The sequence below is a fragment of the Mesorhizobium sp. M0954 genome, assembly GCF_040319155.1.
Classification (GTDB): domain Bacteria; phylum Pseudomonadota; class Alphaproteobacteria; order Rhizobiales; family Rhizobiaceae; genus Mesorhizobium.
This window is the reverse complement of record NZ_JAMYNR010000008.1, coordinates 101,152-119,128: the sequence shown is the minus strand read 5'-3', so window position 1 is coordinate 119,128 and position 17,977 is coordinate 101,152. Positions and strand designations below refer to the sequence as shown.

Annotated in this window: 20 protein-coding genes and 1 riboswitch; of the genes, 10 read left to right on the top strand and 10 right to left on the bottom strand. The window is 63.2% G+C overall.

What is annotated here, in order from left to right; all coding sequences use genetic code 11:
• The first annotated feature begins 90 nt into the window (after positions 1 to 90).
• A complete protein-coding gene (locus NKH93_RS13420; protein ID WP_502896449.1) occupies positions 91 to 678 on the top strand; it encodes a YdcF family protein in 588 nt (195 codons plus the stop codon).
• Between the two features lie 29 nt (positions 679 to 707).
• On the opposite strand, the gene NKH93_RS13415 is transcribed toward NKH93_RS13420, so the two are convergent.
• The gene (locus NKH93_RS13415; protein ID WP_352471424.1) at positions 708 to 1,328 is read right to left on the bottom strand and encodes a pyridoxamine 5'-phosphate oxidase family protein; all 621 of its coding nucleotides are present in this window, start codon (positions 1,326 to 1,328) and stop codon (positions 708 to 710) included.
• A gap of 132 nt (positions 1,329 to 1,460) precedes the next feature.
• Between NKH93_RS13415 and NKH93_RS13410 the strand changes: the two genes are divergently transcribed.
• Together NKH93_RS13410 and NKH93_RS13405 are read left to right on the top strand one after the other, a co-directional pair.
• Positions 1,461 to 2,369, top strand: a complete 909-nt coding sequence (locus NKH93_RS13410; RefSeq protein ID WP_352918397.1) for a LysR family transcriptional regulator — start codon at positions 1,461 to 1,463, stop codon at positions 2,367 to 2,369.
• A gap of 106 nt (positions 2,370 to 2,475) precedes the next feature.
• Positions 2,476 to 3,276: a lysophospholipid acyltransferase family protein gene (locus NKH93_RS13405; protein ID WP_352540198.1), complete on the top strand. Its 801-nt coding sequence runs from the start codon at positions 2,476 to 2,478 to the stop codon at positions 3,274 to 3,276.
• Positions 3,277 to 3,303: 27 nt separating this feature from the next.
• Here the strand turns inward: NKH93_RS13405 and NKH93_RS13400 are convergent, their stop codons facing one another.
• Both NKH93_RS13400 and NKH93_RS13395 read right to left on the bottom strand, forming a co-directional pair.
• Complete coding sequence (locus NKH93_RS13400; protein ID WP_352918399.1) at positions 3,304 to 3,924, bottom strand: LysE family translocator; 621 nt, start codon at positions 3,922 to 3,924, stop codon at positions 3,304 to 3,306.
• 78 nt (positions 3,925 to 4,002) lie between these two features.
• On the bottom strand, positions 4,003 to 4,950 hold the full coding sequence (locus NKH93_RS13395) for an aldo/keto reductase (RefSeq protein WP_352918401.1): 948 nt from the start codon (positions 4,948 to 4,950) through the stop codon (positions 4,003 to 4,005).
• 346 nt (positions 4,951 to 5,296) lie between these two features.
• On the opposite strand from NKH93_RS13395, the gene NKH93_RS13390 reads away from it, so the two are divergent.
• Positions 5,297 to 6,277 carry a quinone oxidoreductase family protein gene (locus NKH93_RS13390; RefSeq protein WP_352820105.1) on the top strand — a complete coding sequence of 327 codons (981 nt, stop codon included), beginning with the start codon at positions 5,297 to 5,299 and terminating at the stop codon, positions 6,275 to 6,277.
• 44 nt (positions 6,278 to 6,321) lie between these two features.
• On the opposite strand, the gene NKH93_RS13385 is transcribed toward NKH93_RS13390, so the two are convergent.
• Positions 6,322 to 6,855 carry a gamma-glutamylcyclotransferase gene (locus NKH93_RS13385; protein WP_352616048.1) on the bottom strand — a complete coding sequence of 178 codons (534 nt, stop codon included), beginning with the start codon at positions 6,853 to 6,855 and terminating at the stop codon, positions 6,322 to 6,324.
• A 114-nt stretch (positions 6,856 to 6,969) separates the two neighbouring features.
• Here NKH93_RS13385 and NKH93_RS13380 point away from each other — a divergent pair, with 114 nt between their 5' ends.
• Positions 6,970 to 7,971: a DUF2125 domain-containing protein gene (locus tag NKH93_RS13380; protein ID WP_352683089.1), complete on the top strand. Its 1,002-nt coding sequence runs from the start codon at positions 6,970 to 6,972 to the stop codon at positions 7,969 to 7,971.
• A gap of 133 nt (positions 7,972 to 8,104) precedes the next feature.
• On the opposite strand, the gene NKH93_RS13375 is transcribed toward NKH93_RS13380, so the two are convergent.
• Both NKH93_RS13375 and hisC read right to left on the bottom strand, forming a co-directional pair.
• Positions 8,105 to 9,040, bottom strand: coding sequence for a prephenate/arogenate dehydrogenase family protein (locus tag NKH93_RS13375; RefSeq protein ID WP_352471433.1), 936 nt, complete (start codon positions 9,038 to 9,040; stop codon positions 8,105 to 8,107).
• Positions 9,041 to 9,046: 6 nt separating this feature from the next.
• Positions 9,047 to 10,156: a histidinol-phosphate transaminase gene (gene hisC, locus NKH93_RS13370; RefSeq protein ID WP_352918403.1), complete on the bottom strand. Its 1,110-nt coding sequence runs from the start codon at positions 10,154 to 10,156 to the stop codon at positions 9,047 to 9,049.
• 138 nt (positions 10,157 to 10,294) lie between these two features.
• Positions 10,295 to 10,372: riboswitch (SAM riboswitch) on the top strand.
• 76 nt (positions 10,373 to 10,448) lie between these two features.
• Between hisC and metX the strand changes: the two genes are divergently transcribed.
• Positions 10,449 to 11,618 carry a homoserine O-acetyltransferase MetX gene (gene metX, locus NKH93_RS13365; protein WP_292661143.1) on the top strand — a complete coding sequence of 390 codons (1,170 nt, stop codon included), beginning with the start codon at positions 10,449 to 10,451 and terminating at the stop codon, positions 11,616 to 11,618.
• Positions 11,619 to 11,676: 58 nt separating this feature from the next.
• Positions 11,677 to 12,291, top strand: a complete 615-nt coding sequence (gene metW, locus NKH93_RS13360; protein WP_352471435.1) for a methionine biosynthesis protein MetW — start codon at positions 11,677 to 11,679, stop codon at positions 12,289 to 12,291.
• Between the two features lie 51 nt (positions 12,292 to 12,342).
• Here the strand turns inward: metW and NKH93_RS13355 are convergent, their stop codons facing one another.
• Positions 12,343 to 12,564: a hypothetical protein gene (locus tag NKH93_RS13355; protein WP_352616055.1), complete on the bottom strand. Its 222-nt coding sequence runs from the start codon at positions 12,562 to 12,564 to the stop codon at positions 12,343 to 12,345.
• On the opposite strand from NKH93_RS13355, the gene NKH93_RS13350 reads away from it, so the two are divergent.
• Entirely contained in the window at positions 12,563 to 12,769 is a 207-nt protein-coding gene (locus NKH93_RS13350) for a hypothetical protein (RefSeq protein ID WP_352483502.1), read from the top strand. The two genes, NKH93_RS13355 and NKH93_RS13350, sit on opposite strands and share 2 nt — an antisense overlap.
• An 85-nt stretch (positions 12,770 to 12,854) precedes the next feature.
• Here the strand turns inward: NKH93_RS13350 and NKH93_RS13345 are convergent, their stop codons facing one another.
• A complete protein-coding gene (locus NKH93_RS13345; protein ID WP_352918405.1) occupies positions 12,855 to 13,175 on the bottom strand; it encodes a DUF1330 domain-containing protein in 321 nt (106 codons plus the stop codon).
• 235 nt (positions 13,176 to 13,410) lie between these two features.
• On the opposite strand from NKH93_RS13345, the gene NKH93_RS13340 reads away from it, so the two are divergent.
• Together NKH93_RS13340 and NKH93_RS13335 are read left to right on the top strand one after the other, a co-directional pair.
• The gene (locus tag NKH93_RS13340) at positions 13,411 to 14,157 is read left to right on the top strand and encodes an SDR family NAD(P)-dependent oxidoreductase (RefSeq protein ID WP_352683094.1); all 747 of its coding nucleotides are present in this window, start codon (positions 13,411 to 13,413) and stop codon (positions 14,155 to 14,157) included.
• 42 nt (positions 14,158 to 14,199) lie between these two features.
• The gene (locus tag NKH93_RS13335) at positions 14,200 to 15,225 is read left to right on the top strand and encodes an RNA polymerase subunit sigma-70 (protein ID WP_352918407.1); all 1,026 of its coding nucleotides are present in this window, start codon (positions 14,200 to 14,202) and stop codon (positions 15,223 to 15,225) included.
• An 18-nt stretch (positions 15,226 to 15,243) separates the two neighbouring features.
• Here the strand turns inward: NKH93_RS13335 and NKH93_RS13330 are convergent, their stop codons facing one another.
• Positions 15,244 to 16,050, bottom strand: coding sequence for a DUF1194 domain-containing protein (locus NKH93_RS13330; RefSeq protein WP_352683098.1), 807 nt, complete (start codon positions 16,048 to 16,050; stop codon positions 15,244 to 15,246).
• A gap of 76 nt (positions 16,051 to 16,126) precedes the next feature.
• Entirely contained in the window at positions 16,127 to 17,959 is a 1,833-nt protein-coding gene (locus tag NKH93_RS13325; protein WP_352683100.1) for an ABC transporter ATP-binding protein/permease, read from the bottom strand.
• Between the last annotated feature and the right edge of the window lie 18 nt (positions 17,960 to 17,977).

The following is a 17,977-nucleotide window of genomic DNA, read 5'->3' as shown; positions in this document are numbered from 1 at the left end:
GAATTTGCCAAGCCGGATCAGTTTGCCAAACAGGGGCGGCTGCTGGCAGGCCGCTCCTTGCGCATCTCGGCTCTCCTTCTGCTCGCCTTTATGGCGCTGTTTGTCGCCGGCTTCGGCTGGTTCGCCAACACCGTCAGCCGCCTGACTACGCCCGTCAATCCGGCAAGGGCCGACGCTATCATCGTGCTGACCGGCGGCCAATCGCGCCTCGACGCTGCGATGGGCCTGCTTGCCTTAGGCAAGGGCGAACGGCTGCTGATCAGCGGCGTCCATCCCTCCGCCAGCCGCCGCCAGCTTCAGGCCGCGACCGGCGGCGACAAGAGGCTGTTTTCCTGCTGCGTCGACATCGACCGCGCCGCGCTCGACACGATCGGCAATGCCGAGGAAAGTGCCAAATGGGTCGAGGACCATGCCTACGGCACCGTCATTCTCGTCACCAATAATTATCATATGCCGCGCAGCCTGCTGGAAATGGGCCGGCTGCTGCACGGCGCAAGGCTCGAGCCCTATCCGGTGGTCAACACCAACCTTGAGAATGGCGGCTGGCTGACCAAGCCGGAAGCGCTGCGCGTGCTGTTCACCGAATACAACAAATACCTGCTGGCGCTGGCGCGCGGCATCATGCCGGTGAAGCAAACCGAGAGCGTCGCGCTGGCCGACGCCGCAGGCGGAAGCTGAACGGCACCGGCACTTTTATTCCCTGGCTCTTATTCCCTGGCTGCTGCATCCGATCGCAAGCGTGCGATCTCCTGTTCGAGCCGTTCGATGCGCTTGTCGCGTTCGCCCAGCGCCGCCGCCACGTCGGCCGCTTCGAAACGCTGCGGGATGTGCTGCGAGCAATTTGAATCCCAAGCCGAAACCGTAAACAGGATGACCTGCTCGGGTCGCGCCTTATAGTCTTGCGGCATCAGCTTTGCCGTCAGCTCGGCATCGCCCTCGACGACTTGCGCTTTGCCCCAGATCTTGATGCGCTGCCGGTGCGCATAATCGATCAGGAATAGGAAAGCCTGTGGGTTGTCGCTGAGGTTGCCCTGGGTGATGAACTGCCTGTTGCCGGAAAAATCGGCAAAGCCGATCGTCCGTTCGTCGAGCACCGTGAGGAAACCGGCAGGCCCGCCGCGATGCTGGATGTAAGGCTGCCCGTCCGCATTGGCGGTCGACAGAAAGACGCTGGTCTGCGCCTCGATGAAGGCGGCGAGATCGGGCGTAATTGCCGCCTGCCAGCCGCCACGCTCCTCGACACGGGCATAGGCCTGGCGCGAGCCCTTGCGCGCCTGAATCGCCTTCACCGTCGGGGTGAAAGCAACATCGCTGGTGTGAGCGTTCATGGAAGCCTCCTCAAGCGCCGAGCTGCGCTGCATTGCTAGTCAGGAAAATACGTCCTTCCATCTTCGAGATGCAGATGCCATATCTGCAATCCATCCTTCCGTTTTCCGGAAGGGCAAATTTTCGGGAGAGCTATGGATCGCCTCCAGTCCATGTCGCTTTTCGTTGCCGCGGCGGAGACAGGCAGCCTCTCGGCTGCCGGGCGCCGCTTCGGCATTCCGCTGACGACGGTCAGCCGCAAGGTTTCGGACCTGGAAAAGCACCTGAAGACACGGCTGTTGAACCGCTCGGCGCGGCAGCTGTCGCTGACCGATGCAGGCCACGCCTATCTCGCCGCCTGTCGTCGCATTCTCGATGAGGTCGGCGAGGCCGAGCGAATAGCCGCCGGCGAATACAGCGCCCCGACCGGCGAACTGATCGTCACTGCGCCGATCGTCTTCGGCCGCCTGCATGTGCTGCCGGTCGTCACCGGCTTCCTCTCCGTCTATCCTGAGGTAGGTGTGCGGCTGACACTCGCCGACCGGATAACCCAGTTGGTCGAAGAGCACATCGACCTCGCCATCCGCATCGGCGAGCTTGCCGATTCGAACCTGATCGCCACCCGCCTGGGTTCAATCCGCCGCGTCGTTTGCGCGAGCCCGGCCTATCTCGCCGAGCACGGCACACCGAAAACGCCGCAGGAGCTTGCAGCACACAGTGCCATCACCTTCGAAGGGCTCACCGCCGCAGCCTGGAGCTTCGCCACCGGCAAGACCGAATTCAGCGTGCCGATCCGCTCCCGGCTGCGGGTCAACACCGCTGAGGCGGCAATCGATGCGGCGATTGCCGGCGTCGGCGTGACGAGGCTGCTTTCCTATCAGATCGCCGCCGCAGTCCGGTCGGGTACGCTGCGCCCGGTGCTGCAAGAGTTTGAGCCAGACCCATGGCCGGTGAGCCTCGTCCATGCCGGCCAGGGGCTACTGCCGGTGAAGCTGCGCGCATTCCTCGACTTCGCCGCCCCGCGCCTGAGACAGCGCCTGCTGCAGGCCGCGTGGGAAACGTGACGAAGACGGCCCTCGCAAGGCCGGGCCGATCGCCCGCCTCGCAGCGTTTCCTTTTTGCGGGCGCTTGGTGTAACCAACGCACACCTCCTCACCGGGCACTTGCTGTATGCTGTATTTCCGCTCGCTGGCGTTCAATCTCGCCTTCTACCTCAATTTGATCGTCCAGATGATCCTCTGGACCCCGTATTATTTCCTGTCGCCACGCCATCGCGCCTGGTTCGTGCCGAAATTCTGGTCGCGCACCAGCATGTGGCTCTACGACAAGATCGCCGGCACCAGAAGTGAGATCACCGGCCGGGAAAACCTGCCTGGCGGCTCCTTTATCCTGGCGCCGAAGCACCAGTCCTTCTGGGACACGATCGCTTTCCTGCCTTATCTCGACGATCCCGTTTACATATTGAAACGGGAGCTGACCTGGATCCCGTTCTTCGGCTGGTACATTTTGAAGATGCGGATGATTCCGGTCGACCGCGGCAGCCGCTCGAAGGCATTGAAGACGGTGATCGCCGCGACCAAACAGGAATTGGCGCGCAATCCGCGCCAGCTGATCATCTACCCCGAGGGCACCCGCCGGGCGCCGGGCGACGAACCGGTCTACAAATACGGCATCGTCGAACTTTATGCCCAGCTTGGCATTCCGGTGGTGCCGGTCGCCCACGTTGCCGGTCTCTATTGGCCGCGCCGCAAATTCCTGCGCTATCCCGGCACGATCAAGGCGCGCTTCCTGCCACCGATCCCGCCCGGCCTCGGCAAGGACGAATTCATGCAACGGCTGATCGGCGAGACGGAAGCCGCCTGCGACCAGCTTCTCGTCGAGGCGGCACAGACGCCGAACCCGCCGCCGATGCCGCCGACGGCAATGAAACGGCTTGGTGAGCTCGATGCGAAACCTGAATTGAAAGGCTGAGACACCTGCCGCGCATGCCGGAAAGGCTCACGGCAAGGCAGCCAGGGCGGCTGTTGCAACCAGCGTCACGGCAAACACCAGATTGATGATCCGCGACGCCAGCGGTTTGCGCAGCAAATGTGCAAAAGCCGCGCCGGCGAGAAGCCACAAGAGATGAATGGCAGCAATCATCAAGGCGAGGACCGCCAGCTTGGCTGAAATAGCAAGACCGCCGGCGCCAGGAGACGCGCCGGCGAACACGGCGGCAATCGCCACATAGGCTTTCGGATTGGCAACGGCCAGAAGGAACCCGCCCAGGAAAGTGGGAGGTGCCGCCCCACCAATGCGTGCCGCCAGCGGCGGCGCCGTCGCTATCTTGAACGCCAGATAGAGGATGTAGGCTGCTGACGCGACCGCCAACAGCACTGCGAGCTTCGGCAGCGCGGTGAGAACGGCCATGATGCCCGTCGCCACCACCAAAAGCATGAGAACCGTCCCGACAACGATTCCCGAGGCATAGCGCAGCGAACCGCGCAGGCCGAACGCGGCGCCGATCGCGGTGACGCTTATCGTCGCCGGCCCCGGGCTGCCCATGACGATGGCCGACGCCAACACAAGCGCCAGCAATCGCTGCCATAGCTGCTGATCGAGAAGACCCTGTCCGGCCATGCGGCGTCCCTGCATCCTGTGACGAGGCAGGGACGGTAGGGCAAGGCAGCGGCGCCGGTCTTGAATGATCGTGCGCGGCTACGCGCTGGCCTTGTCGAGCTCGGCGATATCGTCCGGGCTGAGCTGCAACGACGCGGCACGCATCAGGCTGTCGAGCTGGTCGAGCGTCGTCGCGCTGGCGATCGGGGCGGTGACGCCGGGCCGCGCCATGACCCAGGCAAGCGCCACTTCCGCCGGCTTGGCCGAATGTCTGGCCGACACCGCGTCGAGCGCTGAGAGAATGCGCATGCCGCGGGTGTTGAGATAGCCTTTCACACCGCCACCGCGCGGGCTTTTGCCGAGGTCGGCCTCGCTCCGGTACTTGCCGCTCAGAAACCCCTTCGCGAGGCTGAAATAGGTGATGACGCCGATGTCCTCGGCCGCGCACAGATCGCGCAGCGGACCATCGAAGGACGAGCGGTCGTAAAGGTTGTATTCCGGCTGCAGCACCTCGTAGCGCGGCAGGCCGCGCAGGCTTGCTACGTCAAGTGCGGCCCGCAACTGGGCGGCGTCGAGGTTGGAAGCGCCGGCATAACGGATTTTGCCCTTGTCGAGCAGTTTCTGGTAAGCGCCGAGCGTTTCCTCATAAGGGGTCGCCGGGTCGGGCCAGTGCGACAGATAGAGATCGACGCTATCGACCTGCAGCCTCTTCAGCGAAGCATCGATGGCCTTTTCGATATAGGCGGCGGACAGGTCCCTCTTGCCCTGTCCCATATCCGAACCGACCTTGGTGATGACGACAACCTTGTCGCGGTTACCACGGCTCTTCATCCATCGGCCGATGATGGTTTCGGATTCGCCGCCTTGGTGGCCGGCAATCCAGCGCGAATAGGAATCGGCCGTGTCGATGGCGTTGAAACCGGCGTCGACAAAGCGGTCGAGCAAGTCGAACGAGGTTTTCTCATCGGCGGTCCAGCCGAACACATTGCCGCCCAGAACCAATGGCGCGATGGATAGGTCGGTGCGACCGAGACGACGTTTCTGCAAGGCTGATCTCCATGGTGATTCATGCTGGGGCGGATGGGAGCCGCCGATCGGGCTAACCTATGTCGCGCCGTGGCGACGTCAAACGCATAGCCTCTTTTCCAGCCCGCCGGCGCTTCACAAAGCCGCGACCCGCCGCGCCGTGTCCGGCCCCAAGGCGCTGGTCCCGGGCATCCAAACCAGCAGCCTCTGAAGAAACGATCTGGCAAGTTTGGCACATAGATTGTCAAATCTGCCAATTCAGACCTTTGCCGGCCGGCCATAGGTTCCGCCGCGCCGACGCAAGTCTCGGCACGGTCTGGCCGGGGCTCAGACTGTTGGCCTCGGATCGTTTGTTATGGAGACCGGCATGAAAGCAATTGTATTTGACGCCATCGGTTCGCCGCGCGACGTGCTCTACATGGATGACCTGCCGATGCCACGGATCAGCGACGGCGAGGTGCTGGTCAGGATGGTCTCGGCCTCGATCAATCCGGGCGACTTCCTGTTTATCCAGAACCTCTATCCCGAACCGAAGAAGCCGCATTTTCCCCGGCAGATCGCCGGAAACCATGGCGCCGGCATCGTCGAAGCCGTTGGCGCGAACGTCGGGTTGGAACCGGGGATGCTTGTCGCGTTCAGCTATTATGGCAGCTGGGCCGAGTACGCCGCCATTCCCGCCGAATGGCTGATCCCGTTGCCTGCCGGCTATCCTGTCGAACGCGCCGGGCAGATGGTGAACCCCATTACCGCGTGGGATCTGCTGGTGGATTCCCGTGTGCGGCCTGGCCAGTGGCTGGCTGTCACGGCCGGCTATTCGTCGATTTCGACAATGGTGATGCAGTTCGCCCAACGACGCGGCATCAACGTCATCGCGCTTGTGCGGCGCTCGCACCAAAGCTTCGATCTGAAGACGCTTGGCGCCGCCGCCATTCTTGACCTTTCGGACTTGAAGGCAAGTATCCGGGAAGCGGTGATGGATATCACCGGCGGCGCCGGATTGAATGGGATTATCGACAATGTCGGCGGACCTGTCAGCGGCGAATTGATCCGCACCCTGGCGCTCGGCGGGCAGATGGTGATCAATGGCGGAATGAGTGCCGAGCGCTTCGAACTGCACAATTTCGACGTGTTGCTGAGCGGCGTCGAAATCAGGGCGAATATCTATCGCTACTTCTTTTCGCCGCCTGCCGAAGCCGACCGGCCTGTCCTATGCGAGATTATCGACACCTTCGGCCAGCCCGGCTTCCACGTTCCTGTCGGCGGTCTCCACCCGCTGACCGAGTTCAAGCTTGCCGTGGCAAACAGTCTGGATCGCGCCGATCTTGGAAAACAGATTTTCAGGATGTAGCCCGCGTCACGACACCGAAAACATCATGGTAACGACAAAAGGCGCTACGTCGCGATCCGTCTCGTCACGTCTTCCAGCCAGTGGTCGCTTATACCCAGTGCTTCGAGGTGCTCCAGCGTGCTGAGCACGTAATCCTCATTCCTCCCCGATTGGCCGACGGCGCCGCGAACGACGGCCGCCGCCTCGGCCGGGTCGAGCGCACCGGCATATTGCTCATGGCTGCGGTCCACGACATAGGCGACGGCGTCGACCGTCTTGCCCCCATCCGTTTCACCCTTGTCGAGGCGAACGCTGAGCACACGTTCGAGATAGACGTTGGTGACCAGCTCGCGTTCGCGCAGATAGGTAATGACCTCGTTGCGCAGCTCGCCTGGAACCCGGAACGCCAGCCCGATGCAGGAGCCGCCGCGGTCGAGGCCGAGCACCAGGCCCGGCCGTTCGCGCGTGCCGCGATGCACGAAAGAATAGACGCAGAGCGAACGGCGGTAGCCATGCAGGCGGGCGCGCCGCGTCTCGACATGTGCGAATCCCGGTCGCCAGATCAGTGAGCCGTAGCCAAAAACCCAAAAATCGCCCATATCGCCAAGCCTGATTGTGACGACCACCTCACCGGTGGTGTTTCAGTCCGTCTACCTGTTGGTGCCGCAAGCGACAGCCCGCCCGTGCCACCCCGCGTTAACGAAAGCCGCAGCATGACGTCAAGTGACGAGCGCCCGCCGCCCAGCCAACGTCGCCGCCTGTTGTGGCTTGCCGCTTTCATCCTCGTGCTGTTCGGCATCTACAGCGCGGGCTGGTTCTACCTGGCGGACCTGGTCGAGAGCGCCACCAAAAAGGCGGTCGCCGATCTCGACGACAAAGGCATCAAGGCCGACTGCGCCAATCTCGCGGTCAGCGGCTATCCCTTCAGCTTCACCGTTTCCTGCGACAGCCTGGCTTACGAGGACGACAGCCGCAACGTCGCGGCATCGACAGGCAAGATCAACGCCGCCACGCAGATCACCCGCCTTCTGTCGCCTGCCGCCGAGCTCAGGGGGCCGCTCAGGACCTCTGTTCCCGGCATGACCCCGCTCTGGATCGACTGGGATGATCTGCGGGCCGACATGAAGCTGTCCTGGCCGCTGCCGAGACGCCTCTCGCTGCAGGCAGAAGGCCTGTCCGGCCAGACCGATCCGGCAGACGACACCGATCCCGTCTCGCTGTTCAGCGCCGGAACCGCCACCGGACAATTGCGCCCAAACGGCCCGGACATCGACTCTGCCGGCAATTTCACCGATCTTGAAATCGACGCAGCGGCCATCGGCGGGCGCGTCTTGCCGCCGCTCGACGGCAGCGGCGACGTCACGCTGAAAAACGGCGTGACACTGATCAAGGCAAATCCGAAGAGCCTGCGCGGCCAGGCGGCCGAAATCCACGAGCTCGATCTGTCGTCCGGAACTGCGCGCATCACCGTTTCCGGACCGCTGTCGGTCGATGACGACGGTCTCATAAATGCCGACCTGACGATCAGGCTCAATGATCCAAAGGCCGTGGCGGCAATCCTCGCCACCGCCATCCCCGAGCAGAAGAAAGAGATCCAGACCGGCTTTGCCGGACTGGCGCTCCTCGGCAACCAGCCGTCGATGCCGCTCAAGATCGTCAGGGGCAAGGCCTCGCTCGGCTTCATCCCGCTCGGCAAGATCAAGCCGCTCGACTAGAGCAATTCCAGGAAAAGTGTGAAACGGTTTTCCGTCCGGAATTGCGCAAAACAAAGAGATAGAGCCGTTCGGCGTTTCTGTGAAACGATGAACCGCTCTAAGCCAGGCTGGCCTGCGATCGGCCTGCCGCGGCTTATCCCTTCGGCGGGTGTTCGACTGCCTGGCGGCCGAAATCCGGTACGTCGATATCCTGGCCGGCCTCGATGATCGAGCGGCGGACGGCGCGGGTGCGGGTGAACAGGTCGAACAGTTTTTCGCCGTCGCCCCAGCGGATCGCCCGCTGCAGCGAGGACAGATCCTCGGAAAACCGCGCCAGCATTTCGAGAATGGCGTCCTTGTTGTGCAGGCAGACGTCGCGCCACATGGTCGGGTCGGACGCCGCGAGACGGGTGAAGTCGCGAAAGCCGGAAGCCGAGTATTTGATGACCTCGGACTTGGTCACCGACTCCAGATCGTCGGCGGTACCGACGATGTTGTAAGCGATAATATGCGGCAGGTGCGAAACGATGGCCAGCGTCATGTCGTGATGCTGCGGGTCCATCGTGTCGATGTTGGAGCCGCAGCGGCGCCAGAATTCCGAGAGCTTTTCCAGTGCTGCGGGATCGGTGCCGGGCAGCGGCGTGAAAATGCACCAGCGGTTCTCGAACAGTTCGGCAAAACCGGCGTCCGGTCCCGATTTTTCGGTGCCGGCCAAAGGATGGCCGGGGATGAAGTGCACGCCATCAGGCACGTGCGGCTGCATCTGCGCGATCACCGACGCCTTGGTCGAGCCGACATCGGTGAGGATGGCGCCCTTCTTCAGCGCCGGCGCGATCTCCGCGGCGACCGTACCGGAAGAACCGACCGGCACCGAAACGATAACCAGATCAGCATCGCGAACCGCCTCTTTCGCATCCGTCGTATAGGTGTCGCCAAGGCCGAGTTGGCTCGCCCGTGCCAGCGTCGCTTCGCTGCGCGTCGAAATCGCGATTTGGCCGGCGAGCCCCTCGCGGCGGATGACGCGGGCCAGCGACGAGCCGATCAGGCCGATGCCGACCAGCGCGATTTTTTCGAACATCGGTGATGTCATGGTGTTCTAGCTTTTCAGGAATGTCGCGAGTGCTGCGACAACGCCGCGATTGGCCTCTTCGGTGCCGATGCTCATGCGCAGCGCGTTGGGAAAACCGTACCCGGAAACGCGCCGCAATATGTAGCCGCGCGCACTGAGGTAGTCGTCGGCGGCCGCCGCCGAATGCTTTTTGTCCTCGGGAAAGTGGATGAGGATGAAATTGCCGACGCTCGGTGTCACCCGCAGCCCGAGCCCGCTTAATTGCTCGCTCAGCCAGGCCAGCCAGGTCTCGTTGTGCGCGACGCTGCGTTCGATGTGGGCACGGTCGCGGATCGCCGCGATGCCGGCCTCGATTGCCGTCGCATTGACGTTGAAGGGTCCCCGCACGCGGTTGATCGCGTCGATGACGTGCATTGGCGCATACATCCAGCCGATCCGCGCCCCGCCCAGGCCCAATTTGGAGAAAGTGCGGGTCATGACCACGTTTTCCGCGCTGCCCACCAACTCGACGCCGGCTTCATAATCGTTGCGCCGGACATATTCGGCGTAAGCTGCATCCAGCACCAGAAGCACGTTTCGCGGCAGGCCGGCATGCAGGCGGCGCACCTCCTGGAACGGCAAGTAGGTGCCGGTTGGATTGTTTGGATTGGCAAGGAAGATGATCCGGGTAGCCGGCGTCACCGCGGCGAGGATCGCATCGATATCGGCGCGTTCATCGGTCTCCTTGACCGTCACCGGGACGGCACCGGCCGACTGTATGTAGATCTTGTAGACCATGAAGCCGTGTTCGGTGATGATGGCTTCGTCGCCGGGCGCGAGGTAGGTCTGCGCCAGCAGGCCCAGAATCTCGTCGGAGCCGTTGGAGCAGACGATGTTCGCCGGGTTGAGCCCGTGCACCTCGGCGATCGCTTCCCTCAGGCGCATGGCGCTGCCGTCGGGATAGACCGCGAGCTTGTCGGCGACCGCGCGCGCGGCCTCTATCGCCTTTGGCGAAGGGCCGAGCGGGTTCTCGTTCGCCGACAATTTATGGACCTTGGCGACACCTTCAGGCGCCGCGCTCTTGCCGGGCACATAGGCTTCGATGTCCATGATGCCGGCGCGGGGCTTTGGACGTGTCTGATCCGGTGTCTGACTCATTTCATGAAATCCGTCGAGAGTGCCTCCATCCGGAAGCCGCAGCGGAAATACAAGCCGTGGCCCGGAATGTCGAGGGCCGGCAATTCGGGATCAAGAACTTGCCGTTGACGAAGCCATGCGCGAGTCATAGAAGAACGGCTACAGTTCCGTGGTGATTTGGCCGGTCGGCTTGCAGCCACGTTAAACAACTTGCTAAAGGGCCGTTTGCATCTTGTAACCGGCTTTGCGAAGGCATGGCCGGTTTTTTGTTGCCCAGACCGGTGGACAACTGAAGGCCGGGCAAGGAGATGTGATGGTCGCTTTGCGCGCGCGAAAAACCAACAACGAGGCCGACCAGCCGTCGAGCCCGGTGTTGCGTTTCGGCGCCGACAAGCCGCTCAAGCTCGACGCCGGCACGCTGCTGTCGCCGTTCCAGATTGCCTACCAGACCTATGGCACGCTCAACGACGCGCGCTCCAACGCCATCCTCGTCTGCCATGCGCTGACCGGCGACCAGCATGTCGCCAACACCAATCCGGTGACCGGCAAGCCGGGCTGGTGGGAAGTGCTGATCGGTCCCGGCAAGATCATCGATACCGACCGTTTCTTCGTCATCTCGTCAAACGTCATCGGCGGCTGTCTCGGCTCCACCGGCCCCGCCTCGACCAATCCCGCCACCGCCAAGCCCTACGGGCTCGACCTGCCGATCATCACCATCCGCGACATGGTGCGGGCGCAGCTGATGCTGGTCGAGCATTTCGGCATCGAACAGCTGTTCAGCGTGCTTGGCGGCTCGATGGGCGGCATGCAGGTGCTGCAATGGGCCTCCAGCTATCCGGAGCGCGTCTTCTCGGCGCTGCCGATCGCCACCGGTGCCCGCCATTCCTCGCAGAACATCGCTTTCCACGAGGTCGGCAGGCAGGCAGTGATGGCCGACCCGGACTGGCATGGCGGCAAATATTTCGAGCATGGCAAGCGGCCGGAAAAGGGGCTGGCGGTGGCGCGCATGGCCGCCCACATCACCTATCTGTCGGAAGCAGCGCTGCACCGCAAGTTCGGCCGCAACCTGCAGGACCGCGAAGCGCTTACCTTCGGCTTCGATGCCGACTTCCAGATCGAGAGCTATCTGCGCCATCAGGGCATGACCTTCGTCGATCGCTTCGATGCCAACTCCTATCTCTACATGACGCGGGCGATGGATTATTTCGATCTCGCCGCCGACCATGGCGGCCGGCTGGCCGATGCCTTCGCCGGCACCAAGACGCGCTTCTGCCTGGTTTCGTTCACCAGCGATTGGCTGTTCCCGACCGAGGAGAGCCGCTCGGTCGTGCACGCGCTGAACGCAGCCGGCGCCTCGGTATCGTTCGTCGAGATCGAGACCGACCGCGGCCACGACGCCTTCCTGCTCGACGAACCGGAACTGTTCGCCGCCATCAAGGGCTTCATCGCCTCGGCCGCGCGGGCGAGAGGGCTCGGCGCATGACCCCGAAAAGTTGCGGACCGTTCGGATCAGGATCATGCGCCAGGCAGGAGCCGAAGGCATGAGCGTCAACCGCGCCCAGCGCGTCGACCTCGAAGTCGTCGCCGATCTCATCCCGCCGCAGTCGCGGGTGCTGGACGTCGGTTCCGGCGACGGCCTGCTGCTCGAATTGCTGCAGGAGACCAAGAAGGTCGATGGCCGCGGGCTGGAACTGTCGCAGCGCGGCGTCAACGAATGCGTGGCGCGCGGCCTGTCGGTTATTCAAGGCGATGCCGACAAGGATCTCCAATTCTATCCCGACAAGGGTTTCGACTTCGTCGTTCTGTCGCAGACCTTGCAGGCGACCCGCAATCCGAAGCTGGTGCTCGACGAACTGCTCCGGATCGGCAACCGCGCCATCGTCTCATTCCCGAATTTCGGCCACTGGCGGGTGCGCCTTTCGCTGCTCTTCAACGGCCGCATGCCGGTGACCAAGGACCTGCCCTATTCCTGGTACGACACGCCCAACATCCATTTCTGCACCATTCGCGACTTCGTCAATCTGTGCGACGAGCTTGGCGCGACGGTGGAAAAGGCAACCGCGCTCGACGCCAACGGCCAGCGGATCGGCTTCTCCATGCCTTGGTGGTTCTGGAACTTTTTCGGCCAGCAAGCGGTATTCCTGCTGAAACGATAGGTTTGACAGGCAGAAGCAACGAACCTCAGACCTGCGCAAGAAACCATATTTTCAATTTTCAATCCAATGAAGTTGCCCGGCATTCTTTGTTGCTTTAACAGGTCTCAAACGGGTTGGTTTGGGGGAAGCAATGAAGACGTTAGTATTAGCAACAGCTTTGATGTCGGCCACTTTGATTTCCGGATGCACGACGTCGAAGACCGATTTCCAGAATGGACAAGTCGCGTTGAGCGGCAGCCCGGCGCTGAAACGGCAGGCGATCCAGCGGTGCATGACCAAATTCAAGATGCGGTTCGGCAAGGTTGAAAGGGCAAACCTCGCCGCGCTCATGAACGTCCCGGATGCCGGATTGGAACACACGTTCTGCACGCGATTGATGAACGGCTTCGCGAACGGCAGGATCAACTACTCGGATTACCTGGCTGCATTGTCGCATGGCGACATGTCCAACGCGATCAAGGTGCTGCAGGGGCGGTGAAGCTGCCGATGCAGACGCGATCCAAATTCGGTGCCGCCAGATAGATGGCGGCACCATAGACGCCGGTTGTACCCGATCATTCCCTCTATTCAAGCACGTCCGTGGCCTTGTGCGGGTGCTGGATGCCATCAACGAAGACCACGTCGGACCGGGAATTGCTGGTACGCAGCGGCAATATCTCCTGATAGGCGGGCGAGTCGTACCATGCACGTGCCTGCTGCCGGTTGGGAAACTCGATGACTATGAGATAGCCCGGCCAGGTGTTTTCAACGACTTCCACCTCGCCTCCGTGCACCACGAAGCGGCCGCCAAACGGTTCCAGCGTGGCATCGATCTTGTGCAGGTACTCGGCGATCTGCGGTCCCGGCGTGACCTGGCGCATATGGGCGACGGCGTAGGCGGTCATGGCGTAACTCCTTGTGGTCGAAGGCCGGACAACCGGCTTGATGGGAGCAGTTTGCCGAGACGTCGCGCACAGGTCGATTACCCCCGAGGTAATGACACTGAATACAAAACCGACGCGCCGCTGCCGTCAGCGGAAAGATATTTCCGCCTGGCACCGATGATTTCCACCCACCTGCGCTGTCCTTATCGATGAGCGCGCCTGGATGGTCCGGCGGCCGGGAATAGAGAGGTGATCCATGGGATCGTTGCAAAATCAGAATGTCGTCGTCGTCGGAGGCAGCCGTGGTGTCGGCCGCTCCATCGCGGAGGCCGCCCTCAAGGAGAAAGCGACGGTGCTGGCCGTCGCCCGCGGAAAACAGGCCCTGGCGCAATTTGCCTGGGAGGTCTCGGGCGTGAAGACGCTTGCGGCCGATGCTACGATGGACTCCGCCCCGGATAAGGTCTTCGCCGCGCTTGAGCCGGACGTACTGGTGATCTGCGCAGGTGCGCTGGCGCCTTCTGCGCCGGTGCATGAACAGAACTGGAAGGCGTTCTCGGCAAATTGGGACACGGACGTCAAGGCGTCGTTCCTGTTTTGCCGGGCCGCTCTGCGGCGTCCGCTCAAGCCGGGGACCCGGATCGTTCTGATCTCCAGCGGCGCGGCCTTGACCGGCGGACCACCGAACGCCGGCGGCTATGCTGGCGCAAAACGCATGCAGATGTTCCTGGCCGGTCATAGCCAGAAGGAGGCCGACCGGCTTGGCCTCGGCCTGCGCTTCATGGCGCTCGCGCCGATGCGCATCATGCCGGAAACCGGCGTGGGCAAAGCCGGCGTCGACAGCATAGCGGCCTATATGGGCATCCAGCCGGCGGACTTCATCGCCGCCATGACCGACATGCAAACGCCGGCCGATGTCGGACGGGCGGTGGTCGCACTCGCCACCGGCCAGCCGCAAGGCAGTTCCTTCATGGTGAGCGGTAGCGGGCTTGCCCCGGCCGCCTGAGGGGCGCGTAATGCAACGCTCGCTCGTAACCGCAGAAGCCACATGACAAACGGTCAACCACCTCTGCAACCATCACGCCAGCCGATCCTCGATCGGCTGGCCTTCGAGAAGGTCACGGCCGCGCATCGCCGCGAGCTCAAGCTGCATTGTTATCGCATGATGGGTTCGCTGCACGAGGCCGACGACCTCGTCCAGGACACGTTGCTTCGCGCCTGGCGCGCAAGATCGGAGTTCGACGGGCGAGGTTCGGTTCGCGGTTGGCTCTACATGATCGCGACCAACGCTTGCCTCAACGCCATCAAGGCGAGGTCGAGGGCGCGTCGCATTCTCCGGGAACCCGGACGGCAGCCCTCGCACGGGGCGGCCATAGGCGGGCCTGTAGCCGACATCGCCTGGCTGGAGCCCTACCCCGACGCCGAGCTTCCAGACGTTGCCGGCAGCGAGCCAGGTCCGGAAGCCCGTTACGAGAGCCGCGAGGCCGTCCAGCTCGCCTTCGTCGCGGCGATCCAGGATCTGCCGCCCAGGCAGCGCGCCGCGCTGCTGCTTGCCGACGTCCTCGGATGGTCGGCTGTCGAGACGGCGCGTTTGCTGGGCGGATCGACGGCTTCGATCAACAGCGCGTTGCAACGGGCCCGCGCAACGCTGGCGGCGCGCTATCCTCAGGGACGGCCGGCCAGCCGATCACGGCCCAGCCCCGAAGAAGGCCTGCTGCTCGAACGCTACATGCAGGCCTGGCAGGCCGCCAATCTCGACAGCTTGATCGAGCTGCTGCGTGAGGACGCCATCTACACCATGCCGCCTTGGCGTGAATGGTATCAAGGCCGCGAAGCGATCCGCGGTTTCTTCGAGACCGTCTGGCCGAGGTTTGGCGGCTTCCGCACGCTGGCCACCCGCGCCAATGCCCAGCCGGCGGTCGGGGTTTATTCCCGCAGCCACGATGGCCCTGAATGGCGGGCCCATTCCCTGCATGTGTTCGACGCAGCCGAGGGCGGGATCGCTTCCTTGACGATCTTCATAGGGCCGCTCGGGCCATCTCTGTTCCCGGCCTTCGGCCTGCCACCAGCCTAGCTTACCCCTGGGCCAGCCTTATCGGTCAAGTTCCGGGAAATAGGGGTCCGAGAAAAACCTTCGGTCGCGCTCACCTTGCAGGCAGTCGATCGGTGCGTCGATGCGGATCGTCCTCGGATCCACCTTGGGATACTCGATGCCGCTGACCTCGAGGATCAGTTTGCGGCGAGTGGCGGTGGCGAATTCGGAAGCAGCATAGATCGGCAGCACGAACGAGCCCGGCCCGCCGGTAACGCATTCGGCATAATACCGGTCGAGATGGCTGAAAGTGGGTGACGGGCTGATCAGGATCGGCAGCCCGTTGATGACGATGCCCTTCGCCAGCGCCGCATCGCGTGCCGTTGTGACCGGCAAGCCGGTGTTGTTTGGGCCGTCCCCCGAGACGTCGATGACGCGGCGTTTGCCGGTGAAGGCCGTGCCGTTGAAAAGCTCGGCGCCGAAAGCCACAGCACCGGAAATCGAGGTGCCGCGAAAGCTCCTGAACGGGCGGGCCGCGATCTTGTCGGCGAAAGCGTTGGCGCTCTCCTTGCTGTCGACGATCTGCCAGGCAATGACCGCATCGTCGCGGATGGTGCCGGCCCATTCGAAATAGGCGATGGCGATGCGGCCGAAGGTGCCGGCGCGCACGGCGTTGATGAAGTCGGGGTGGCGCAGCGCCGCGACATAGCCGGCGCGCTGCAGGGCAAACTCCCTTTCATCCATCGACTGCGAGATGTCGACGGCCAGCACCAGCTCGACATCGACGGCAATTGCATTGGCCGGCGCGGCCGCAGGTGCCGCCGGGGTGCAGGCAAGGCAGGCGAGCAGGGCGAGAGCGTCAAGCATGGCCGATCGGAACGTTCCCATCTGAAACGATCGCGACAGTTTTTCGCCGCGATCGCGGCGAAATAAAGCTTGCCTTCTATTTCTTTCGGCCGGTCGAGGCGATCGCCGGGGGCGGTTCGATGGCACCTGCCCTGATACGGGCCGGCTTGAGTGGCGGTTGGCCGGCATCCTTGACGATGGTCAACGCCCGCCGGAAGAAGCGGCCATTGTGCTGGCCGCGGCCGATATTGAGGATCGCGGCGTCGGGAAGGCGCTTCTCCAGCATCGACAGCACTTGTCTCAGCGTTGGGCCGTCGAACGCGTCCAGCGCCTCGTCGATGATCACCCATTTCGGCCGTCGCAAGGCCAGCCTGGCAAAGGCCAGCAGACGTTGCTCGTCGTCGCTGAGCTCACGCTCCCAGCGCGCCGAGCGATCGAGCGAGGACGACAGGCGTTGCAGCCCGACATCGGCCAGCACCTCCGAGATCTCGGCATCGCTCGCCTCCGCCGCGCCGTCTGAATGGTTGAGCACCTCGCGCAGCTTGCCGAGCGGGAAATAGGGGGTACGCGGAACAAAGATCGGCGCTTCTCCGGCCGGCATGCCGATCCGTCCGCTGCCCCATGGCCACAGACCGGCAATGGCCCGGAAGAACAGCGTCTTGCCGGCGCCCGGATCTCCGGTGATCATGACCCGGTCGCCGGCGCGGATTTCGACATGCGGCTCGGCAAGCTTGGTGCATCCCTCCGGCGAGGCGACCTCGAGTTTCTCGAAGGTCAGGCTGCCGTCCGGGTTTTCGCCGAACGAAATGCGCCTTTCCGTATGGTGCAGCGCGTCGGTATCGGCAAGCGCGATGCGGAAGTCGGCGACCCGCATCAGCGTAGCGCGCCAATCGGCGATGCCGCCGATATTGTTGATGAACCAGCGCAGCGACGAATGGACCTGGTTGAAAGCGCCGACTGCCATCATCAAGCCGCCAAAGCTGATATCGCCGGCGAAATAGACCGGTGAGGCGACTAGGATCGGCGCGACGACAGTGATCCAGCCATAGGTGTCGGTAACCCAGGAAAGATTGATCTGGGCGCTGTAGATGCGCCGCATGGCGCCCAGCACCATGCCGAGATCGAATTCGAGCCGGCGCCTGGCATCGGCCTCGCCATGCGCCAGCGCGATGGCATCGACATTCTCGTTGACGCGAACCACCGAGGAGCGCAGCTCCGCTTCACGCGTATAGCGATCGTTGTTGAAGCGGATCAACGGTCGCCCGACCAGCCAGCTCAACCAGGAGGCGGTGCCGGCATAAAGGATCGCCGCCCAGACCATGTAGCCGGGTATGGCCAGCGAATGGCCGCCTATGTGGAAGACGAAGCCGGAGGACAGCGACCACAGGACCCCAACGAACGAGGCAAGCAGGATGCAGGACTGCAGTAGGCCGATGCCAAGACCGGTGGAAAGATCGGAGAGATGCCCGGCATCCTGCTGCAGGCGCTGGTCGGGATTGACGCCGATGGCGCCGGCATGGGTCAGCCGGAAGGCACGCGCCGGCCGCATCCATTCGTCGATCAGGTCGAGCGTCAGCGCCTCGCGCAGCTTCAGGCGGAGCATCTGGTCGAGCCAGGTCTGGCCGACATTGAGCACCACAAGCCCGCCGGCGATGCCGGCAAAGACCAGAAGCTGATGCAGGAAAGCCGGCATGTCGCGCCGCGCCAGCGCGTCGTAGAAAGGCTGGTTCCAGCGATTGAGCAGAACCTGCCCGATCGAGCTCGCCACGATGACGGCGACGATGCCGATCGCTGCCCAAAGCAATTGTTTTCGCACCGGCGAGCTGGTCAGCGCTATCTTGATTGTTGCCAGCTGCTCACGCAGGCTGCTGGCTTCGATCGACGTGGCAAGCTTCTGGGCGCTGGCCTCGACATCCGGACGATCATCCATCGGTTAAATCCTTGCATT